General features: G+C 71.9%; 16 protein-coding genes. 10 read left to right on the top strand and 6 right to left on the bottom strand.

Features of this window, described 5'->3' with window-relative positions:
* Position 1: 1 nt before the first annotated feature.
* Complete coding sequence (locus ACIBHY_RS16905) at positions 2 to 973, bottom strand: hypothetical protein (RefSeq protein ID WP_397307093.1); 972 nt, start codon at positions 971 to 973, stop codon at positions 2 to 4.
* Positions 974 to 1,117: 144 nt separating this feature from the next.
* Between ACIBHY_RS16905 and ACIBHY_RS16900 the strand changes: the two genes are divergently transcribed.
* From ACIBHY_RS16900 to ACIBHY_RS16870, 7 genes are all read left to right on the top strand, one after another.
* Positions 1,118 to 2,032 (top strand): LLM class F420-dependent oxidoreductase, encoded by a 915-nt coding sequence (locus ACIBHY_RS16900; protein ID WP_397242390.1) that lies wholly within the window; start codon positions 1,118 to 1,120, stop codon positions 2,030 to 2,032.
* A 62-nt stretch (positions 2,033 to 2,094) separates the two neighbouring features.
* Positions 2,095 to 3,591 (top strand): 3' terminal RNA ribose 2'-O-methyltransferase Hen1, encoded by a 1,497-nt coding sequence (locus ACIBHY_RS16895; RefSeq protein WP_397242392.1) that lies wholly within the window; start codon positions 2,095 to 2,097, stop codon positions 3,589 to 3,591.
* On the top strand, positions 3,584 to 6,055 hold the full coding sequence (locus ACIBHY_RS16890; protein WP_397307092.1) for a polynucleotide kinase-phosphatase: 2,472 nt from the start codon (positions 3,584 to 3,586) through the stop codon (positions 6,053 to 6,055). Before ACIBHY_RS16895 ends, ACIBHY_RS16890 begins: the two co-directional genes overlap by 8 nt.
* A 97-nt stretch (positions 6,056 to 6,152) precedes the next feature.
* The gene (locus ACIBHY_RS16885; protein WP_397307091.1) at positions 6,153 to 7,706 is read left to right on the top strand and encodes a carboxylesterase/lipase family protein; all 1,554 of its coding nucleotides are present in this window, start codon (positions 6,153 to 6,155) and stop codon (positions 7,704 to 7,706) included.
* Positions 7,706 to 8,371 carry a response regulator gene (locus ACIBHY_RS16880; RefSeq protein ID WP_397242398.1) on the top strand — a complete coding sequence of 222 codons (666 nt, stop codon included), beginning with the start codon at positions 7,706 to 7,708 and terminating at the stop codon, positions 8,369 to 8,371. The genes ACIBHY_RS16885 and ACIBHY_RS16880 overlap by 1 nt, the downstream gene beginning before the upstream one ends.
* Positions 8,368 to 9,507, top strand: coding sequence for a sensor histidine kinase (locus tag ACIBHY_RS16875; RefSeq protein ID WP_397242400.1), 1,140 nt, complete (start codon positions 8,368 to 8,370; stop codon positions 9,505 to 9,507). The genes ACIBHY_RS16880 and ACIBHY_RS16875 overlap by 4 nt, the downstream gene beginning before the upstream one ends.
* Before the next feature lie 32 nt (positions 9,508 to 9,539).
* The gene (locus ACIBHY_RS16870) at positions 9,540 to 9,992 is read left to right on the top strand and encodes a GNAT family N-acetyltransferase (protein ID WP_397242402.1); all 453 of its coding nucleotides are present in this window, start codon (positions 9,540 to 9,542) and stop codon (positions 9,990 to 9,992) included.
* A 156-nt stretch (positions 9,993 to 10,148) separates the two neighbouring features.
* Here ACIBHY_RS16870 and ACIBHY_RS16865 read toward each other — a convergent pair whose 3' ends face one another.
* Positions 10,149 to 11,375, bottom strand: a complete 1,227-nt coding sequence (locus ACIBHY_RS16865; RefSeq protein WP_397307090.1) for an MFS transporter — start codon at positions 11,373 to 11,375, stop codon at positions 10,149 to 10,151.
* A gap of 184 nt (positions 11,376 to 11,559) precedes the next feature.
* Between ACIBHY_RS16865 and ACIBHY_RS16860 the strand changes: the two genes are divergently transcribed.
* Both ACIBHY_RS16860 and mug read left to right on the top strand, forming a co-directional pair.
* The gene (locus tag ACIBHY_RS16860; RefSeq protein ID WP_397242406.1) at positions 11,560 to 12,960 is read left to right on the top strand and encodes a sugar porter family MFS transporter; all 1,401 of its coding nucleotides are present in this window, start codon (positions 11,560 to 11,562) and stop codon (positions 12,958 to 12,960) included.
* A 10-nt stretch (positions 12,961 to 12,970) separates the two neighbouring features.
* The gene (mug, locus tag ACIBHY_RS16855) at positions 12,971 to 13,495 is read left to right on the top strand and encodes a G/U mismatch-specific DNA glycosylase (RefSeq protein ID WP_397242408.1); all 525 of its coding nucleotides are present in this window, start codon (positions 12,971 to 12,973) and stop codon (positions 13,493 to 13,495) included.
* Here the strand turns inward: mug and ACIBHY_RS16850 are convergent.
* The 3 genes from ACIBHY_RS16850 to ACIBHY_RS16840 all read right to left on the bottom strand — a co-directional run bounded on the left by ACIBHY_RS16850 (position 13,487) and on the right by ACIBHY_RS16840 (position 15,331).
* A complete protein-coding gene (locus ACIBHY_RS16850) occupies positions 13,487 to 14,011 on the bottom strand; it encodes a DUF1707 domain-containing protein (RefSeq protein ID WP_397242410.1) in 525 nt (174 codons plus the stop codon). The two genes, mug and ACIBHY_RS16850, sit on opposite strands and share 9 nt — an antisense overlap.
* Positions 14,012 to 14,016: 5 nt before the next feature.
* Positions 14,017 to 14,751 carry a PadR family transcriptional regulator gene (locus ACIBHY_RS16845; protein ID WP_397242412.1) on the bottom strand — a complete coding sequence of 245 codons (735 nt, stop codon included), beginning with the start codon at positions 14,749 to 14,751 and terminating at the stop codon, positions 14,017 to 14,019.
* Between the two features lie 67 nt (positions 14,752 to 14,818).
* On the bottom strand, positions 14,819 to 15,331 hold the full coding sequence (locus ACIBHY_RS16840; RefSeq protein ID WP_397242414.1) for a CGNR zinc finger domain-containing protein: 513 nt from the start codon (positions 15,329 to 15,331) through the stop codon (positions 14,819 to 14,821).
* Between the two features lie 61 nt (positions 15,332 to 15,392).
* On the opposite strand from ACIBHY_RS16840, the gene ACIBHY_RS16835 reads away from it, so the two are divergent.
* Positions 15,393 to 16,646: an MFS transporter gene (locus ACIBHY_RS16835; RefSeq protein WP_397307089.1), complete on the top strand. Its 1,254-nt coding sequence runs from the start codon at positions 15,393 to 15,395 to the stop codon at positions 16,644 to 16,646.
* A gap of 94 nt (positions 16,647 to 16,740) precedes the next feature.
* On the opposite strand, the gene ACIBHY_RS16830 is transcribed toward ACIBHY_RS16835, so the two are convergent.
* A complete protein-coding gene (locus ACIBHY_RS16830; RefSeq protein ID WP_397307088.1) occupies positions 16,741 to 18,678 on the bottom strand; it encodes a ricin-type beta-trefoil lectin domain protein in 1,938 nt (645 codons plus the stop codon).
* Positions 18,679 to 18,706 lie beyond the last annotated feature (28 nt).

Genomic DNA, 18,706 nt, shown 5'->3' with positions numbered 1-18,706 from the left:
TTCACGCACGGGTGCGCCAGAGAATACGCGACACGGACTGGGACGGGGCGGCGCCGCGCAGCGACAGCCAGGCCAGCTCGTAGCGGGCGGCGAACGTCGTCAGCTTGCGCGCGTCGATCTCGCCGAGGTCGCCGGGGCTGACGAGCACCGAGGTGAGCGCGAGGCTCCGCCACGCCTGGGCGGGGTCGGCGATGCCCAGCGCCCGCGCGATCTGCCCATGAGCCGCCCGTACGGCTTCCGCCACCCGCCGCATCCGGCCCTCGGGCGCGTCGCCGGGCTCGATGGCGGCCAGCAGGTTCACCGTGGAGATCCGGGCGCCGGCGTCGTGGGTGAGCTTGAGCAGCGCGGCGTCGCGTTCCGACAGCCCGCCGGGCCCCAGCGGGACGGTGAAGGTGAGGTGCAGCGGCCGCTCCTGTTGCAGTGCGCGCAGCGCCCTGGCCCGGCGCAGCACCACGTCGGCGTTGGCACTGTCGCGGATCTCGAAGTCGGCGAAGCGGGCGTCGAACGCGCTCACGACCCGGCGGTAGGCGGCGGTCAGCGAGGTGGTGCCGTCGCAGGCGTCGGCCAGTTCCCTGCCCACGGGGCCGCCGAAGGACAGGCCCGCGTCGGCGCCGCCGGCGCGCAGCCTGCCGATGCGGTTGGCGACGGGGTTGCTGCCGGGGTCGAGCTTGCCGCCCCACCTGGGGACGCAGCCGTCGCCACCGGAGACCACGTGGCCGAGCGCGTACCAGCGCACGCCGGTGCGGCGGCTGTGGTCGGGCAGGTTGAACTCGGGCGTGCGGGCGGTGTCGACGAACGCCAGGAACGCGCTGGGTCCCTCGGCGGCTAAAGGCCGCGGGGTGGCGGTGACCATCGTCGTCGTCGGCGGCGGGGGCTTGGCGGGGGCGGCCACCGGGGTCTCGGGGGTGGCCTGGGCCGGGAGCAGCCAGACGGCCACGCCGGTGGCGGCGGCCAGAGCCAGGGCCGCCGCCATCACGATGGATCGCGGGGGAGTGCCCGGCTCTCTTGTGCACCGGCTGTTCGGCATAAGCGACCCTTCGTGTCTGGGCGGCTACCGAAAGTGAAACTAGCAAGGGTACACGGGGGCGCGGGGCCGTTCTCCGGATTTAATGGGCCTATGAAGTTGAGGATCTTCACCGAACCGCAGGAAGGCGCCTCCTACGACGAGCTGCTGGCCGTCGCGCGGGCCACCGAGCGGCTGGGGTTCGACGCGTTCTTCCGTTCCGACCACTATCAGCGCATCGGCCAGGGCGACCCGGGCAGCGGCTCGACCGACGCCTGGATCACCCTGGCGGGTCTGGCCAGGGAGACCTCCCGCATCCGGCTCGGCACCCTGGTCTCGCCCGCGACCTTCCGCCTGCCGGGCCCGCTGGCGATCAGCGTCGCCCAGGTCGACCAGATGAGCGGCGGCCGGGTCGAGCTCGGCTTCGGCACCGGCTGGTACGAGAACGAGCACACCTCCTACGGCATCCCGTTCCCGCCGGTCGGGGAGCGTTTCGACCGGTTCGAGGAGCAGTTGCGGATCGTCACCGGCCTGTGGAACGCCGAGGGCCCCTACTCCTTCGACGGCGCCCACTACCAGCTCAAGGACTCGCCCGCGCTGCCCAAGCCGGCGCAGCGTCCGCACCCGCCGATCATCATCGGCGGCTTCGGAGCCAAGCGCACGCCCCGGCTCGCGGCGGCGTACGCCGACGAGTTCAACGTGCCGTTCCGCACCGTGGACGAGAGCGGCACCCACTTCGACACGGTACGGCGGGCCGCCGACGCGGCCGGTCGCACGGTGCGCATGTCGGTGGCCCAGACCGTCTGCGTGGCCGCCGACCAGGCCGGGCTGGAGCGCCGGGCCGCGGCGATCGGCTCCGACCTGGCCCAGCTGCGCGCCAACGGCCTGGCCGGGACGCCGGCGGAGGTGCTGGGCAAGCTGGAGCAGTTCTCCAAGGTGGGCGCCGAGCGCGTGTACCTGCAGGTCATGGACCTGTCCGACCTCGACCACCTGGAGCTGATCGCCGCGGAGATCCTGCCCCACGTGTAAAGCCGCCGGCGGGCGGCGATTTCGATTGGCGCCGCCCGTACCGGATAAGTCAGACTTCCGGAGTGCTACTGACGATCTCGACCACCGCCGAGCCGGCCACTGACCTGGGCTTCCTGCTGCACAAGCATCCCGACCGGGTGCAGGAGTTCCGTCAATCGACGGGAACGGCGACGGTCTTCTATCCAGAAGCGGACGAGCGACGGTGCACCGTGGCCCTGCTGCTGGAAGTGGATCCGGTGGCGCTGGTCAGGTCGAGTGGCAAGAGCTCGCCCGACTTCAGCCTGTCGCAGTACGTCAACGACCGGCCGTACGCCGCCTCGTCGCTGATGGCGGTGGCGCTGGCGGACGTGTTCAGGACGGCGCGGGCCGGGCGGTGCAAGGCGCGGCCCGACCTGCCGGGGACGCCGCTGCCGCTGGAGATCGCGCTGGTCTGCAGGGGCGGGGCGGATCTGGCTCGCGGCGTGTTCGAGCCGCTCGGGTGGGCGGTGGAGGCGCGGGCCGTACCGCTGGACGAGGGGTTTCCCGAGTGGGGCGACTCGCGGTACGTGCGGTTGACGCTGCGCGGGACGCTGCGGCTGGCCGACGCGCTCAACCAGCTGTACGTGCTGCTGCCGGTGCTCGACGACGCCAAGCACTACTGGGTCGCGCCCGACGAGGTGGACAAGCTGCTGCGGGCCGGTGAGGGGTGGCTGCGCGAGCATCCGCTGCGCGGTGTGATCGCCCGCCGGTACCTGGGGCGGCGCTGGACGCTGGCCCGTTCGGCGCTGGCCCGGCTGGCCGAGCTCGGCGACGAGACCGAGGAGCAGCTGGAGCCCGCGGTGTCGGAGGAGGCCGCGCCGGACGAGACCGCCGCGGACGAGGCGGTGGCGGCCGAGACCGAAGAGGCCCTGGCCGAGACACAGGAGACGCAAGAGACACAGGAGACGCGGGAGACCACGCAGGAATCGGGGAAGGCGAAGGCGCGGCCGCTCAACGTGCTGCGCCGTGAGGCGGTTCTGGCGACCCTGGAGGAGCTGGGCGCCACCAGCGTGATCGACCTCGGCTGCGGCCAGGGCGAGCTGGTCGGCGCGCTGCTGGCCAGGCCGCGGTTCGCCCGCGTCGCCGGCACGGACGTCTCGCCGCTGGCGCTGGCCATCGCCGCCCGCAAGCTGCGCCTGGAGCGCATGTCCGACAGCAAGCGGGCCAGGCTCACCCTGTTCCAGGGCGCGCTGACCTACACCGACAAGCGCTTCGCCGGCTACGACGCCGCGGTGCTCATGGAGGTCGTCGAGCACGTCGACCCGCCCAGGCTCGCCGCGCTGGAGCGGGTGGTGTTCGGCTCGGCCAAGCCGCAGCATGTGCTCGTGACCACGCCGAACGTCGAGTACAACGTGCGCTACGAGTTCCTGGACGGGCTGCGCCACCGCGACCACCGCTTCGAGTGGACGCGCGCGGAGTTCGCCGCCTGGTGCGCGAGCGTGTGCGAGCGGTTCGGCTACACCGTCGGCCTCAGGCCGGTCGGCGAGGAGGATCCCGAGCTGGGGCCCTCGACTCAGATGGGGGTATTCACTCGTGGTTAGCGTTCCCGAACTGTCCCTCGTGGTGCTGGTGGGGGTCTCGGGCAGCGGGAAGTCGACGTTCGCCGCCAAGCACTTCAAGCGGACGCAGATCATCTCCTCCGACTTCTGCCGCGGCCTGGTCTCCGACGACGAGAACGACCAGAGTTCCACCCCCGCCGCCTTCGACCTGCTCCACCACATCGTGGGCGTGCGGCTCAGCCGCGGCCTGTTCACCGTCGTCGACGCCACCAATGTGCAGTACCAGGCCCGCAAGAGCCTCATCGAGCTGGCCAGGCGGCATGACGTGCTGGCCGACGCCGTCGTCCTCGACGTACCCGAGGACGTGGCGATCGCGCGCAACGAGACGCGGCCCGACCGCGACTTCGGCCCCGGCGTCGTCATCCGGCAGCGCAAGGATCTGCGCCGCTCCCTCGGCAAGATCAACAAGGACGGCTTCAGGAAGGTCCACGTGCTGCGCGGCCTCGACGAGATCGAGAACGCGCAGGTCACCTACGAGAAGGCGTGGAGCGACCTGCGGCACCTTCACGGGCCGTTCGACATCATCGGCGACGTGCACGGCTGCCGCGCGGAGCTGGAGCGGCTGCTGGCCGAGCTCGGCTGGCGGGGCGCGCACCACCCGGAGGGCCGCACCGCGGTCTTCGTCGGCGACCTGGTCGACCGCGGCCCCGACACGCCCGGTGTGCTGCGCATCGTCATGGACATGGTCGAGGCGGGCACCGCCATCTGCGTCGCGGGCAACCACGAGCAGAAGCTCGTCCGCGCGATGAACGGCCGCAAGGTCCGCGTCGCGCACGGCCTGCAGGAGTCGCTCGACCAGCTCGCCGCGAGCGACCCGGCCTTCGTCGAGCGGGCGCGGACGTTCATGGACGGCCTGCTCAGCCACTACGTCCTCGACGACGGCAAGCTCGTCGTGGCGCACGCCGGCCTCAAGGAGGCCTACCACATGCGCGCCTCCGGCCGCGTGCGCGCGTTCGCGCTCTACGGCGACACCACGGGCGAGACCGACGAGTACGGCCTGCCCGTGCGCTACCCGTGGGCCGAGGAGTACCGGGGCCGGGCCATGGTCGTCTACGGCCACACCCCGACCGTGAAGCCGGAGTGGGTCAACAACACGATCTGCCTCGACACCGGCGTGGTGTTCGGCGGCGAGCTGACCGCGCTGCGCTACCCCTCGCGCGAGCTCGTCTCCGTGCCCGCCGAGCAGGTCTGGTACGCCTCGGTCAAGCCGCTCGGCGGCTACACCCGCGACCCCGGCCAGCTCGACATCAACGACGTCCAGGGCACCCGCTACGTCGAGACCCGCTTCGGCCCGCGGGTCAAGGTGTTCGACACCAACGCCGCCGCGGCGCTGGAGGTCATGAGCCGCTTCGCGGTGGACCCGCGCTGGCTGGTCTACCTGCCGCCGACCATGGCGCCGCCGGAGACCTCCCAGCTCGACGGCTACCTGGAGCACCCGGCGCAGGCGTTCGAGGAGTTCGCCGCCGCCGGGGTCACCGAGGTGGTGTGCGAGGAGAAGCACATGGGCTCGCGGGCGGTGGCCGTACTGGCGCGGACGCCCGAGGCCGCGGCGGCGCGCTTCGGCGTGACGGACGGCGGCGCGGGCGAGATCTTCACGCGCACCGGGCGGCGCTTCTTCGACGACACCGCGCCGCTGGTGGAGCGGCTGCGCGCGGCCGTGGCGCCGCTGTGGGACGAGCTCGGCGCCGACTGGGTGGTGCTCGACTGCGAGCTGCTGCCGTGGTCGGCGAAGGCGGGCGAGCTGATCAAGTCGCAGTACGCCTCCGTCGGCGCGGCGGCGCGCACGGCGCTGCCCATGGCCACCTCGGTCCTGGAGACGGCGGCCGGGCGCGGCCTGGATGTGAGCGGTCTGCTGGACCGCACCCGGCGCCGCCGGGACAACGCTGCCCGCTTCCGCGAGGCCTACGCGCGCTACTGCTGGCCCGTGGACGGCCTGGAGGGGGTACGGCTGGCGCCGTTCCAGATCCTGGCCTGCGGAGACGGGCGGAGCGGCCGCAACACCGCGATGGAGCCGCACGCGTGGCACCTGTCGGCGCTGGGCCGCCTGGACTCCGAGCTGATCACGCCGACCAGGCACGTGTTCGTGTCGCTGGACTCGGACGACTCGCGCGCGGCGGCGACGGCCTGGTGGGAGTCGCTGACGGCGGCCGGGGGCGAGGGCATGGTGGTCAAGCCCGCCGTGTACACGCCCGGCCGGGTGCAGCCCGGCGTCAAGGTGCGCGGGCGGGAGTACCTGCGCATCATCTACGGCCCCGACTACACCGAGGCGCTGGAGGTGCTGCGCCGGCGCTCCCTCGGCAAGAAGCGGTCGCTGGCCCTGCGCGAGCACGCGCTGGGCCTGGAGGCGCTGTCGCGGCTGGCCGACGGCGAGGCGATGTGGCGCGTGCACGAGCCCGTCTTCGCCGTGCTGGCGATGGAGACCGAGCCCGTGGACCCGCGCCTCTGACAACTTCCGGTCGCCCGGTCGCAACTTCCGCGGGTGCCGGGGGCCGTGGCGCCGATCGTACGGTGGCGGTCCCACCGGCGTTCGGAAGGAAGTCGTCATGAGAGCGTCCCTGCTCGCGGGGCTCTGCCTGCTCCTCGTCTCGGGGGCCGCGCACGCCGCGGCCCCCGAGACCACCGTGGTCGAACTGGACTCGGGCCGGATCCGCGGCCAGACCGAGGCCGCGGTCACCACCTTCAGCGGCATCCGGTACGCGCGTGCGCCCGTCGGCCCGCTGCGCTGGAAGGAACCCGTCAGGGCCGAGCCGTGGGCGGGCGTGGCCGACGCCACCAAGCCGGGCGAGCAGTGCACGCAGACCGAGGCCGGCAAGCGGGTCGGCGCCGAGGACTGCCTGTTCGTCAACGTCACCGTCCCGGCCAAGCGCACGGGCAAGCGGCTGCCGGTGATGGTGTGGCTCCACGGGGGCGGCTACACCACCGGCTCAGGCGCGGCCTACGACGCCCGCCGCCTGGCCGCCAAGGGCGGCGTCATGGTGGTGACGGTCAACTACCGGCTCGGCGCGTTCGGCTACCTCGGCCTGCCCGGCCTGGCCGGATCCGGCACCTTCGGCCTGGCCGACCAGCTGGAGGCGCTGCGCTGGACCAAGCGCAACGCCGCGGCCTTCGGCGGCGACGCGGGCAACGTGACGCTGTTCGGGGAGTCGGCCGGCGGGATGAGCACCTGCGCCCTGCTCACCTCCCCGGCCGCGCGCGGGCTGGCCGACCGGGCGATCATCCAGTCCGGCTCCTGCATGCTGGAGTGGGTCAGCGGCACGTACCTGCCGATCCCCGGCATGCCGTCCTTCACGCCCTATACCTCGCTGAAGGCCAACCACGCCACCGGTCTGGAGGCGGCGAAGAAGCTGGGCTGCCCGGCGGGCCGGGAGCTGGAGTGCCTGCGCGCCAAGCCCGCCGCCGCGCTGATGCCGGTCAACGAGAGCTTCTCCAGCAGTCTCGCGTACGGCACGCCGCTGCTGCCCCGCGAACCCGCCGAGGCGCTGCGCCAGGGCAGGTTCATGAAGATCCCGGTGTTGTCCGGCGGCACCAAGGACGAGGGCAACGGCTTCGTCTCCGGCGCCGCCCAGGCCGGATTCCCGGTGACGGCGGAGAACTACCCGCGGCTCATGAAGGGCGCCTTCGGCACGCACGCCGAGGCCGCGATGAGGAAGTACCCGCTGTCGGCCTACCGGAGCCCGGCCCTGGCCTGGGCCACCGTGGCCAGTGACCGGGCCTGGGCCTGCCCGACGCTCTGGGCGGACCGGGAGATGGCCGAGCACACCCGGGTCTACGCCTACGAGTTCGCCGACGAGAAGGCGCCCAACATCGGGCGGGTGCCGGCCGGCTTCCCGCCGGGCGCGCAGCATGCCAGTGAGCTGCCGTACCTGTTCGACCTGGGCGGGCAGCCCTGGGACGACCTCACCGCCGGGCAGTGGCGCCTGGCCGACCGGATGATCGACGCCTGGACCTCCTTCGCCCGCACCGGCCGGCCGCACGGCTGGCCCGCCTTCACCGGCGGGCGCGCCGTCAGTCTCAAACCGGCCGAGCAGGGCGGCATCGGCCCCGTCGACCTGGACCGGGCGCACCAGTGCGGGTTCTGGAGCGGGACACTGGGGTGATGACAGACTCGGCAGGCATGATCAGGGTGCTGCTCGTCGACGACGACCCGATGGTCCGCGGCCACCTGCGGACCATCCTCGGCTCCAGCCCGGAGATCGAGGTCGTGGGGGAGGCGCGCGACGGGGCGGAGGCGGTCGAGGAGGTCCTGCGGGGGCGGCCCGACGTGGTGCTCATGGACCTGCGGATGCCCGGCGTCGACGGCGTCACGGCCACCCGGGAGATCGCCGCCCTGGCCGACCCGCCCACCGTGATCGCGCTGACCACCTTCGACTCCGACACCCACGTGCGCGCCGCGTTGGCCGCCGGGGCGAGCGGATACCTGGTCAAGACCACGCCCGCCGAGGACCTGCTCAACCTCATCAGAGTCGCGGCCGACGGGCACGTGGTCATGTCGCCGATCGCCGCGCAACGGCTGGTGAACCGGTCCGCGCGCGGCGAGAGCGCCCGCGCCAGGATCGAGGAACTGGCCGAGCGCGACCGCGAGGTGCTCGTCTGCCTGGGCGAAGGGCTCACGAACCCGGAGATCGCGCAACGGCTGTTCCTGTCGGAGACGACCGTGAAGAGCTACGTCTCGCGGCTGCTGACCAAGCTCGGCCTCACCCACCGCACCCAGGCCGCGGTGCTGGCCCACCGGGCGGGGCTGCTGCCGGGTGACCCGCCGTGACCAGGCCCGACCTCACCGCCGGCGACCGCCGCGCCGTGGTGCGGGCCTCGTGGGGCGCGGCCGTCCTGTGCGCGACCGCGCAGGTCTTCCTGTTCGCGGGCGGCGGTCAGGTCGCGGAGCTGGTCGTGAACCTCCTGGTCGACGTCTGTCTTCTCGGCGTGGTACGGCTCCCGCGTACCGTCGGCACGCTCACCCTGGCCGCCACGGCGGCGCTGGCCCTGAACGCGGGCACCACGCAGGCGTTCGCTCCGCTGGCGGCGCCGCTCGTGGTGTCGTTCCTGGTGTACGTGCTGCCGTGGCGCCAGGCGTTCGCGTTCGCCGCCGCGCTGGCCCTGCTGGCGATCCCGATCTGGGCGCCGACCTGGACCGCGCTGTACTTCGCGCTGTCGGCCACGGCGCTGCCCGCACTCGTGGCGCTCTGGCTCAAGACCCGCTACGAGCTGATCGGCTCGCTGCGGCGGCGGGCCGAGCTCGCCGACGCGGAACGCCGTCTGCTGGCCGAACGCGCCGAGGTCGCCGAGCGGCGGAGACTGGCCGCCGAGATGCACGACATCGTCACCCACCACGTCACCGAGATCGTCCTGAACGCCGAGGCGCTACGCGTCACCGCCCGCGAGGAGTCGGCCCGCACCGCGGCCGACCAGATCCGCCGGGCCGGGGCGCGCACGCTCGACGAACTGCGCGAGCTGATGCAGGTGGTCGCCGGTGACGAACTGCCGGGCAAGAGCGTGGGCGGCCGGCCGCCCGACCGCGACACCGGGGGAGACCTGGCGGAGCTGGCCTCGGGGGAGGGGATCACTCTTGAGGTCTCGGGTGACGCTTCGGCGGTGCCCGCCGTGGTGGCGCGGGCGGCGTACCGGGTGGTTCAGGAGTCGCTGACCAACGCTCGCAAGCACGCGCCCGGCGCGCCGGTGACGGTCTCGCTCTCCTACTTCGGCGACCGGGTGGAGGTCGAGGTCCGCAATCAGGCGTCCCGCTCCACCCCCGCGCCCGAGCTGGCCGCGGCCGGTTCCGGGATGGGGCTCATCGGGCTGCGCCGCAGGGTGTCGCTGCTGGGCGGGGTGTTCGCGGCCGAGGACGACGGGCAGGGCGGGTTCGCGGTCACCGCCACGATCCCGGCCGACCAGCGTCCCTGAATTGTCGGTGGCGGGTGCCAGACTCCTCCGGCATGAGCGTAGATGTGCGGCTGCGCGCCGTGGAGCAGGCCGACCTCGAGGTGTTCTTCGAGCAGGAGCACGACGAGGAGGCCAGCGCGCGGGCCAACTTCCCCTCCCGCCCGCGCGAGCGGTTCATGAACCACTGGCGGGCCAACATCCTCGGCGACCCCGGCGTCCTGGTCAGGACCGTCACCGTGGACGGCGTGACGGCGGGCAACATCGTGTCCTGGACGGATGAGACCCGCCGCTTCGTCGGCTACTGGCTGGGCCGCGAACACTGGGGCAAGGGCGTCGGCACCCGGGCGCTGACCCTCTACCTCCACGAGGAGAAGACCCGCCCGCTGCACGCCGACCCGCACAAGGGCAACACCGGTTCGGTGCGGCTGCTGGAGAAGCTCGGCTTCCGGCACGCGGGCACCGTCGTCCACGACGGCGAGGAACACTTCATGCTCATCCTGGGCTGATCATCTCGGTTTCCGTGGTGTTGTGCGTTCCCCGTTCCATCTGCTCCCGCGCCGGACACGGTCTGCCGTAGGCACGATGGTGTCCTTCAACCGGCCGACCACACAACTGGGCAACGGGGCGGGCCCAGGAGGGCGGCCCGACCGGAGGAAGGACCGTCAGGGGTGGGCGGGGAGGGGTGCGCGGGTGCGCTGGGCGTAGCGGACGGCGGGGCCGAGGGCCAGGCCGGCGGTCAGGAACAGGCCGCCCAGGACGAGCCAGCCCGCCGTCCCCCAGCCGATCAGCAGCGTGGTCATGAGCACCGGTCCCAGCATGCGGGCGATCTGCGGGCCCATGCCGAAGAAGCCCTGGTACTGGCCCTGCTTGTCGGCCGGGGCCAGGCCGAAGCCGAGTTCCCAGGCGGCGGCGCCCTGCATCATCTCGCCGAACACCTGGACGAGGGCGGCGGCCACCAGCACCGCCACCGCCGCCCACGGGCCGATGTGGGCGCCGGACACCGCGTACACGAGGCAGGCGGCCAGGAAGACCCAGCCGGACCGGCCGCCCACCCTGGCGGCGCCGGGCAGGTCGGTGACCCGGCGGGCCACCCGTACCTGGAAGATCACGACCGAGAGCATGTTGACCACGAGCAGCGCGGCGGCGACGGGTTTGGGGGCGTCGGTGCGTTCGACGATCCAGAGCGGCAGGCCGAGGCTGAGCAGCGGCATGTTCAGGTACATGATCGCGTTGAGGAAGGTGATCAGCGCGTACGGGCGGTCGCGCAGCACGGCCAGGCGCGGCGCGCGGGTCCCGGCCGGGGCGGCGGGGACGGGCGGCACCTCGGGCAGGCGGAGCAGCATGAGCGCGGCCAGCAGGAAGGCGACGGCGTCCAGGGCGAAGACGGCCAGGTAGGCGGGCGCGGTGTCGAAGGAGAGTGCCAGCCCGCCGATGCCGGCGCCCACCGCGAGCCCGGCGTTCAGCGTCGACTGCAGGTGGGCGCGGACGGCGGTGCGCTCCTCCGGGGGCACCAGCCCGGCCAGCAGCGCCTGCCTGGCGGAGGTCAGTCCGCCCTGGCAGCAGGCGTACAGGCAGGCCACGAGGATGAACAGCGGGTAGGCGCGGACGACCAGGAAGGCGCTGAGGGCCAGCGCGGTCGCCACCGCGAGCACGACGGCGGTACGCCGCGGCCCCCACCGGTCGGCCACGTGTCCCAGCGGTACCCCGGCCAGCATGCCGCACGCCCACGCCACGGTCAGCGCCACGCCGACCTGGGCGGCCGGCAGCCCGACGACCCGGGTGAAGAACAGCGCGGAGGAGGCGTAGAAGGCGCCGTCGCCGAGGGAGTTGGTGAGCTGTGCCAGCGCGAGGGTGCGGGCAGGCCCGGGAGGCGGGACGATCCGTGACATGCAGGTACATTAATCGCCAGACTTAGCCCGATATAAGCGCCACTTTCCCTCTTTCTCGTTGGGCCAAATCCGGCCGTGGAAGGTGATCTCCGTGTTGCTCCGCCCCTTGGGAGTCGTGCCGCGGCTCCCTCTCTTTGCCTAAGTAGAGCCGTTTATTGATCAATCTCCGGGTACGTCCGGAAACATGGCCACACCGCAGTCGCAGCAGGAGAACCTGGGGCACGTCGTCTTCATCACGGCCGCGGCCGCCATCGGCGGCTTCCTGTTCGGCTACGACAGCTCCGTCATCAACGGCGCCGTCACCGGCATCCAGAAGCACTTCCAGGTCGGCTCGGTCGAGACCGGCTTCGTGGTGGCGATCGCGCTGCTCGGCTCCGCCATCGGCGCGTGGGTCGGCGGCGGGCTGGCCGACCGGTGGGGCAGGACCCGCACCATGCAGGTCGCCGCGGTGCTGTTCGCGATCAGCTCGATCGGCCAGATGCTGCCGTTCGCGATCTGGGACCTGGCGTTCTGGCGGGTGCTGGCCGGCGTGGCGATCGGCATGGCCTCGGTGCTCGGGCCGACGTACATCGCGGAGGTGGCGCCGCCCGCCTACCGGGGGCGGCTCGGGTCGTTCCAGCAGCTGGCGATCGTGCTCGGCATCGCGGTGTCGCAGCTGGTCAACTACCTGCTGGCGCGCGTGGCCGGCGGCGACGTGAACAACCCGCTGTGGGGCCTGCAGGCGTGGCAGTGGATGCTGGGCGCGTGTGTGGTGCCGGCGCTGCTGTACCTGTTGTTCGCCTCCACCATCCCCGAGTCGCCGCGCTACCTGATCGCGGCCGGGCGTTCGACGGTGGCGCGGAAGGTGCTGGCCGAGGTCGAGGGCCCGGACATCGACCTGGACGCCCGCGTGGCCGAGATCCAGCACTCGCTGAAGACCGAGGCCCGCCCGACGATGAAGGACCTGCGCGGCCGGGCGCTCGGCCTGCTGCCGATCGTCTGGATCGGCATCATCCTGTCGGTGTTCCAGCAGTTCGTCGGCATCAACGTGATCTTCTACTACTCGTCGGTGCTCTGGCAGTCGGTCGGCATCGACCAGAGCAACTCGCTGCTCATCAGCTTCTCCAGCTCGGTCATCAACATCATCGGCACGTTCATCGCCATCTCGCTGGTCGACCGGATCGGCCGACGGCCGCTGCTGCTGATCGGCTCGGCGGGTATGGCGATCTCGCTGGGCACGGCGGCGTGGGCGTTCAGCGCGGCCCAGACGGTCAACGGCGTGGTCACGCTGCCGAACCCGCAGGGCACGATCGCGCTGGTCGCCGCCAACGTGTTCGTGCTGTTCTTCGCCCTGTCCTGGGGCGTGGTGGTCTGGGTGCTGCTGGGGGAGATGTTCCCGAACCGGATCCGCGCCGCCGCCCTCGGCGTCGCCGCCGCGGCCCAGTGGATCGCGAACTGGCTGATCACGGTCTCGTTCCCGGCGCTGTCGGAGTGGAACCTGCCGTTCACCTACACGATGTACGCCGCCTTCGCCGTCCTGTCCTTCCTCTTCGTCACCAAGTGGGTCAAGGAGACCAAGGGCCGCAAGCTCGAAGACATGGGCTAATCTCGCCGCTGTGATCGACGACGTGCTCGGCCCCCATCTCGACGTGCTCTTCTGCGGCATCAACCCCGGGCTCATGTCGGAGGCCACCGGGCATCACTTCGCCCGGCCGGGCAACCGGTTCTGGCCCGCGCTGCACCTGTCGGGGTTCACGCCGCGCCTGCTGGCGCCGGCCGAGCAGCACCTGCTGCCGTCCTATGGGCTGGGGATCACCAACATCGTGCCCCGGGCGAGCGCCAAGGCCGCCGAGCTGTCGCGGGCCGAGCTCGCGCAGGGGGGTGTACGGCTGGCGGCGCTGCTGAGCGAGCACCGGCCCAGAACGCTGGCCGTGCTCGGGGTGTCGGCTTTTCGCACGGCCTTCGCCGTACCCAAGGCGACGATCGGGGCGCAGGAGCGGAAGATCGCGGACACGCCCGTGTGGGTGCTGCCCAACCCGAGCGGGCTGAACGCGCACTGGACCCTCGACGCGATCGCGGCCGAGCTGCGCAGGTTGAGACAGTCGCTGGCGCCGGGCGGTGAGCCCGGCGCGTCAGCGTAGGGACCGGCGGATGGCCGCGCGGCGGATGGAGCTGAAGATCATCGCGCCGATCGCGAAGAGCAGCACGAACTTCAGTGCCCCGAAGCCGCCCACGATCATCGCGACGATCCCGAACACCACCAGGAACGGCACGATCGGCCCCGGTCCGTGATGGTGGCGGGTGCGGCCCTGGTGCCGCATCTTGTGGCGCATGTCATGCCACTGCCGGTGCGCGTCGTGCATCTGGTGACGCGCCTCGCGCATCTGATGACGATGGGCACGCATCATTTCCTGGTAGGCGTGCCGGTCGTCCCAGGCACCCTCCTTGACCGGAGGGGGTGGCGCGTAGCCGTGCTCCGAGGAGGGGAGGTCGGCGGTGATCGCGGTCAGGTCGCGTGCGGTGCGGGCGGCCAGCGTGCGGTCGAGTCGCTCGTCGAGCTCCTCATGGTTCAGGCGGCCCTGCGCGAAGTGCTCGCGCAGGGAGGCCATCGTCCGCTCACGCTCGGCATCGCCGATCCGGAGGTCGTGCGCGTCCACTCAGGTCACTCCTCGCCAGGGTCGCCGTCTGCCAGGATCTGGTAGAGCTTGCGGCGCGTCTCCGTGAGCACCTTGCGGGCCTCGCGGATCTGCGCCTCACTGCCAGTCTGCAATACCTGCATCATGGCGAAGGCGGATTGGCGGGCAATATCCCACAAATCTGCGGTGTTGTCGTCAATGTCGGGGCGCATCTCGTCCCACGGGGCGCGTACCTCGTCGGCGTGCTCCTCGATGTAGGCGGTTCCCGCCTCGGTGAGGCGGAAGGTCTTGCGGCCCTCGCTCTCGTCGGCGACGACCAGGCCCTCGTCCGTGAGCTGCTGGAGCGCCGGGTAGACGGCGCCGGGGCTGGGCTTCCAGCCGCCCTCGCTGCGCTCGGCGATCTCCTGGATGATCTGGTAGCCGTTGCGGGGCTCCTCGGCCAGAAGGGCGAGGATGGCGGAACGGACGTCGCCGCGCTTGGCCTTGCGGGGCCGGCCGCCCCAGCCTCCCCAGCCGCCGCGGCCCCCGCTGAAGGGACCGCCCTGGCCCCAGGGGCCGCCGGGACCGAAGCCGAACGGGCCGGGACCGCCGCGCCTGCCGCGGCCTCGGTGCTCGTGCGGACCGCCGCCGCCCCGATGGCGGTGGTGGTGCTCGGCGCTCTGCTCGAAGGCCTCGGAGAGGTTCCTGATCGCCTCACGGGCGGCGCGCTTGAACTCGTGCGCGTGGGGCCAAGGGCCACCTGACGCTTGTGCGGAAGACATGTCTTGCTCCTATCGTCGAATGCTGTCGATGCTTCAAAGATATATCGACAACCGGTCGATGACAAGCCTACGTCGTCCGCTGCCGTTCCGCGTGCGCGCGCACCTTCGCCCGGTTTCCGCACACCCGCATCGAGCACCATCTCCGGGTACGGCTGCGCGTCCCGTCCCAGAAGACCCAGGCGCAGGCGTGGTTCGGGCACCTCTTCAGCCGCTGCCATTCGCCGGTCGCGGCGGTGTTCGCCCAGGCGGCGGCGATGGCCGCCAGCGGTCCCTCCGCCCGCAGCGGCGCCTCGGCGCTGAGGCTCACCGTCACGGGCAGGTAGTCGAGGACCTCCTCGGCCTTGGCGATGGCCCGCTCGTCCGGCTCCTCGCCGTTGTTGGCGAGCAGCCGTTCCCTGAGCCCCGCCCGCAGCAGCCTGGCCTGCTGGAAGGCGCGCTCGTCCACGCGGCCGGGCAGGCCGTGGGCGGTCAGCCAGCTCCGCAGTCCGCCGGGCTCGGACAGCAGATCGGTGCCCTCTTCGACGTCGATCGTGTTCGCGAACGCCTCGATGAGAAGGGTCGCGGGAGACGGTTCCATCATGCCTTCCATCTAAACACTTAGGTGGTTAAGATCTAACCTTCTAATACGATAGGTGGTTGATATGAGAAACGAAGGCGCCCTGGTCGGGTTCACCGCGGTCACGAACCTGGCCGACGGCATCGGCCGGATCGCCCTGCCGATGGCCGCGGTGGGGCTGACCTCCTCACCGGCACTGATCACCGGCGTGGGCGTGACGCTGACACTGCCGTGGCTGCTGGTCTCGCTGCACGCGGGCGTCCTCGCCGACCGCGGCGACCGGCGGCGGCTGGCCGTCGTGGCCAACCTGGTCCGGCTCGGCGCCGTCGCGGTCCTGCTCGCCGCGGCGATGGCCGATTGGCTGTCCATCCCCCTCCTGTACGCGACCGGTCTCACGCTGGGCGTCGCCGAGGTGGTCGCCAGCGCGGCGATCGGCGCCCTGGTGCCCGCGGCCGTACCGGCCAAGAGGCTGACCCGCGCCAACGCCTGGATCGCCGGGGCCGAGACGCTGATGAACGAGTTCGCCGGTCCCGCGGTCGGCGGCCTGCTGGTCGGGATCGGCCTGTCGGTGGCACTCGGCTCGGCGGGAATCGGCTTCGCGCTGGGCGCCGTCCTGCTCGCGCTGCTCGTCGGCCGCTTCCGGGCCGCGGCGGCACCCGTGTCCGGCCCGACGTCGGTCCGCGGCGAGATCCGCGAAGGGCTCGCCTTCCTGTGGAACCACCGGCTCCTGCGCACGCTCAACCTGGCCGTCACCGTGCTCGGCGCGAGCTGGGCGGCCTGGCTGGCGCTGCTGCCGATCTACGCGATCCAGGAGCTCCGGCTCGACGCGGCCGGATACGGCCTGCTCATCAGCGCCATCGGCCTCGGCGGCCTGGCCGGGGCGCTGACGGTCGCGCTGATCAACCGGCTGCTGGGCGTGCGCTGGGCGTTGTTCGCCGACCTGGTCGGGACGTTCCTCATGGTGCTCGTCCCGGCCGTGCTGCCCGTGGCGTGGGCGGTCGGCGCCACGGCCTTCGTCGGCGGCATGGGCGGCACGCTGTGGACGGTCAACTCCCGGACGATCGCGCAGCGCATCGTGCCGGACCGGCTGCTCGGCCGCTACACCTCCGCCGGGCGCATGCTGGGCTACGGGGCGATGCCGGTCGCCTCTCTCGTGGCCGGGCTCGTCGCCCAGTTCGCCGGGGTCAGGGTGGCCTTCGCGTTGTTCGCCGCGCTCGCTCTGGTGATCGTGGTGCCCTTCTTCCGGGCGGTCACCCCGGCCGCGCTGGCCGAGAGTGAGACAGATCACGAAAAAGTTGCGGAATCCGGGAACAGCACGGGAAAGACGGCCGTTATCTAGAGCAGACGAGGTCGTTCCGCGTCGGCAGGGCTGGGGGGTGCTGTCGCCGCTGGAAACGACCTCGTCTGCGTTTTCCGTAAGTTTCTGTGGGTTTTCAGTAGATGTCGACGGTCATGAACTTCCACGGGTCGGGCCGGCGGCTCTCACCCGGGGTCCAGGTTCCCGCCCTTTGCAAGGTCACCGGCGTGTTGTCGGCCGAGCCCGCCGCGCCGATCAGCCATGACGGGTCCTTGCGGGAGGCATAGCCGCCGCCGGACAGGTTCCAGCGCATCGAGGCCGAGTACTGGCCGATCGCCGCGGAGCAGTTCGCCACCTGCACCGGCTGCCCCTGGGCCATCGTGCCGCCCTCGACGTCGGCGCACAGGCCGGGGTCGGCCAGGTTGTGCAGCTGCCCGGAGACCGTGTTGAACCCCCAGAACTGGTCGGCCCTGCCGTCGCAGGAGTAGAGCAGCAGGTTCGCGCCGCCGGCCGGCTTGGTCCCCGGCACGTCCAGGCACTTGCCCGACAGCTTCAGCTGCTGGTAGACGACCGCGGTCTTGGCCTCCCAGGTGAACACCTGGCGCTGGTCGCCGCCGTCGCACGGAGCCAGGACCATGCCGTCGCCGAGGGCGCGGGCCGTACCCGGGAAGGTGGCGCACAGCGACGGCGCCCCCGCGGCGTGCAGGCGCGCGCCGTCGAAGGTCCAGCGCTGTGCCGGGCTCGCGTTGCAGTTCCACACCTGTACGGCGGTGCCGGCCACCAGGTTGCCGCCGTTGATGTCGGCGCACCGGTCCTGCGACAGCTGGGAGTGGACGGCCTGGGTGGACGGGTCGTACCAGAACGCCTGGTTCCTGGTGGCCTCGCACGGCCAGGTGAGCAGCTTGCGGCCGTTACGCGAGGAATTGCCCTCCACGTCCACACAGGTGCCGGTCGCCGCGTGCCTGAGCTGCTTGAACTCCGGCAGCCCCGCGTACAGCCGCGGGCTCAGCGAGCCGGCCGGGTTCATGCACGTGGCCGCGTTGGTGCCGGCGTTGTAGAACTGGGTCAGGCAGGCGCCGAACGCCGCGTGCCCGGAGGTGTTCGGGTGGAACGACTGCCGGACCGCGTTGGGGTTGAAGAAGTCGCCGTTGACCGCGTGCAGGCCGGTCACCCAGGTGGTGTCCTGGCAGGGTTCGGTGCCGTGGAAGAGGCGGCTGGCGTCCAGGTAGCGCGCGCCGGCCTGCTGGGCGGCGGCGCGGATGCCCTGCTCGAAGATCGGGACCGCCTTGTTGCGGGCGAAGGCCAGGTCGGACAGGTAACCGAGGCAGCCGCCGTTGTACCAGCCGGGGAAGTTCGGGTTGTCCTCGACGTCGGGGCTGGCCGGGCCCGGGTAGGACATGGCGACGAGCTGGTAGTCGCCGGGGGCGTACCCCGCCTCGGCCATGATCTGCTTGACGTCGGTCAGCGCCTTGGCCACGCGCGGGACGATGAAGTCGACGCGCTGCTGCCAGGTCGGGTCCTGGCTGGGCCAGCAGTTGCCCTGGAAGAGGACCCGGCGCGTGACGCAGTCGGTCATCGTGGGGCCGAACTCGGGCCCGCCGTCGTCGTTGGCGCCGGCGACCACGGTGATCATCTTGATCCGGGTGTTGCGGGCCTTGATCGACAGGTTCTCGCCCTGGTTGAGCTCCTCGTACTGGTGGGTGCCGCCGATGGTGATGTCGTTGGTCGCGCCGCCGGAGCAGGACAGGTTGTAGGTGACGTCGGCGGGGATCCGCGTGACGTGCACGGCCGCCTTGGTCGAGCGGTGGCACCAGTTGTCGGGGCCGTCGGTGCCGGGCTCGTAGAGGGAGCGGTCGACGGCGCCCTCGCCGGAGATCTCGCTGTCGCCGAGCGCGGCGAGGGAGGTCTTGCGCTGGGGCAGCGGGCGGATGGCGTCGTCGCCGTAGAGCTTGACCGCCTCGGCCTTGCGGATGGTCTCCAGGTGAGGCGGGAGGGGGTTGGCGGTGCTTGCCTGGGCTTGGGCCGGTGTGACGAGCACGGTCAGTGCCGCCAGCAGGGCCAGGGGTAAGCGCATTGGGGGGTACCTCCGGTAGTCATGAGTG

This window comes from Nonomuraea sp. NPDC050547, assembly GCF_044457345.1.
GTDB lineage: Bacteria > Actinomycetota > Actinomycetes > Streptosporangiales > Streptosporangiaceae > Nonomuraea.
Note: the sequence above shows the minus strand (reverse complement) of the source record. Positions and strands in the feature narration are given on the sequence as shown.

Bases quoted from the DNA above. Each gene is read 5' to 3' on its own strand.
- ACIBHY_RS16905 (WP_397307093.1), bottom strand. From the start codon at position 973: ATGGCGGCGGCCCTGGCTCTGGCCGCCGCCACCGGCGTGGCCGTCTGG.
- ACIBHY_RS16900 (WP_397242390.1), top strand. From the start codon at position 1,118: ATGAAGTTGAGGATCTTCACCGAACCGCAGGAAGGCGCCTCCTACGAC.
- ACIBHY_RS16885 (WP_397307091.1), top strand. From the start codon at position 6,153: ATGAGAGCGTCCCTGCTCGCGGGGCTCTGCCTGCTCCTCGTCTCGGGG.
- ACIBHY_RS16880 (WP_397242398.1), top strand. From the start codon at position 7,706: ATGACAGACTCGGCAGGCATGATCAGGGTGCTGCTCGTCGACGACGAC.
- ACIBHY_RS16870 (WP_397242402.1), top strand. From the start codon at position 9,540: ATGAGCGTAGATGTGCGGCTGCGCGCCGTGGAGCAGGCCGACCTCGAG.
- ACIBHY_RS16865 (WP_397307090.1), bottom strand. From the start codon at position 11,375: ATGTCACGGATCGTCCCGCCTCCCGGGCCTGCCCGCACCCTCGCGCTG.
- ACIBHY_RS16860 (WP_397242406.1), top strand. From the start codon at position 11,560: ATGGCCACACCGCAGTCGCAGCAGGAGAACCTGGGGCACGTCGTCTTC.
- ACIBHY_RS16845 (WP_397242412.1), bottom strand. From the start codon at position 14,751: ATGTCTTCCGCACAAGCGTCAGGTGGCCCTTGGCCCCACGCGCACGAG.
- ACIBHY_RS16840 (WP_397242414.1), bottom strand. From the start codon at position 15,331: ATGATGGAACCGTCTCCCGCGACCCTTCTCATCGAGGCGTTCGCGAAC.
- ACIBHY_RS16835 (WP_397307089.1), top strand. From the start codon at position 15,393: ATGAGAAACGAAGGCGCCCTGGTCGGGTTCACCGCGGTCACGAACCTG.
- ACIBHY_RS16830 (WP_397307088.1), bottom strand. From the start codon at position 18,678: ATGCGCTTACCCCTGGCCCTGCTGGCGGCACTGACCGTGCTCGTCACA.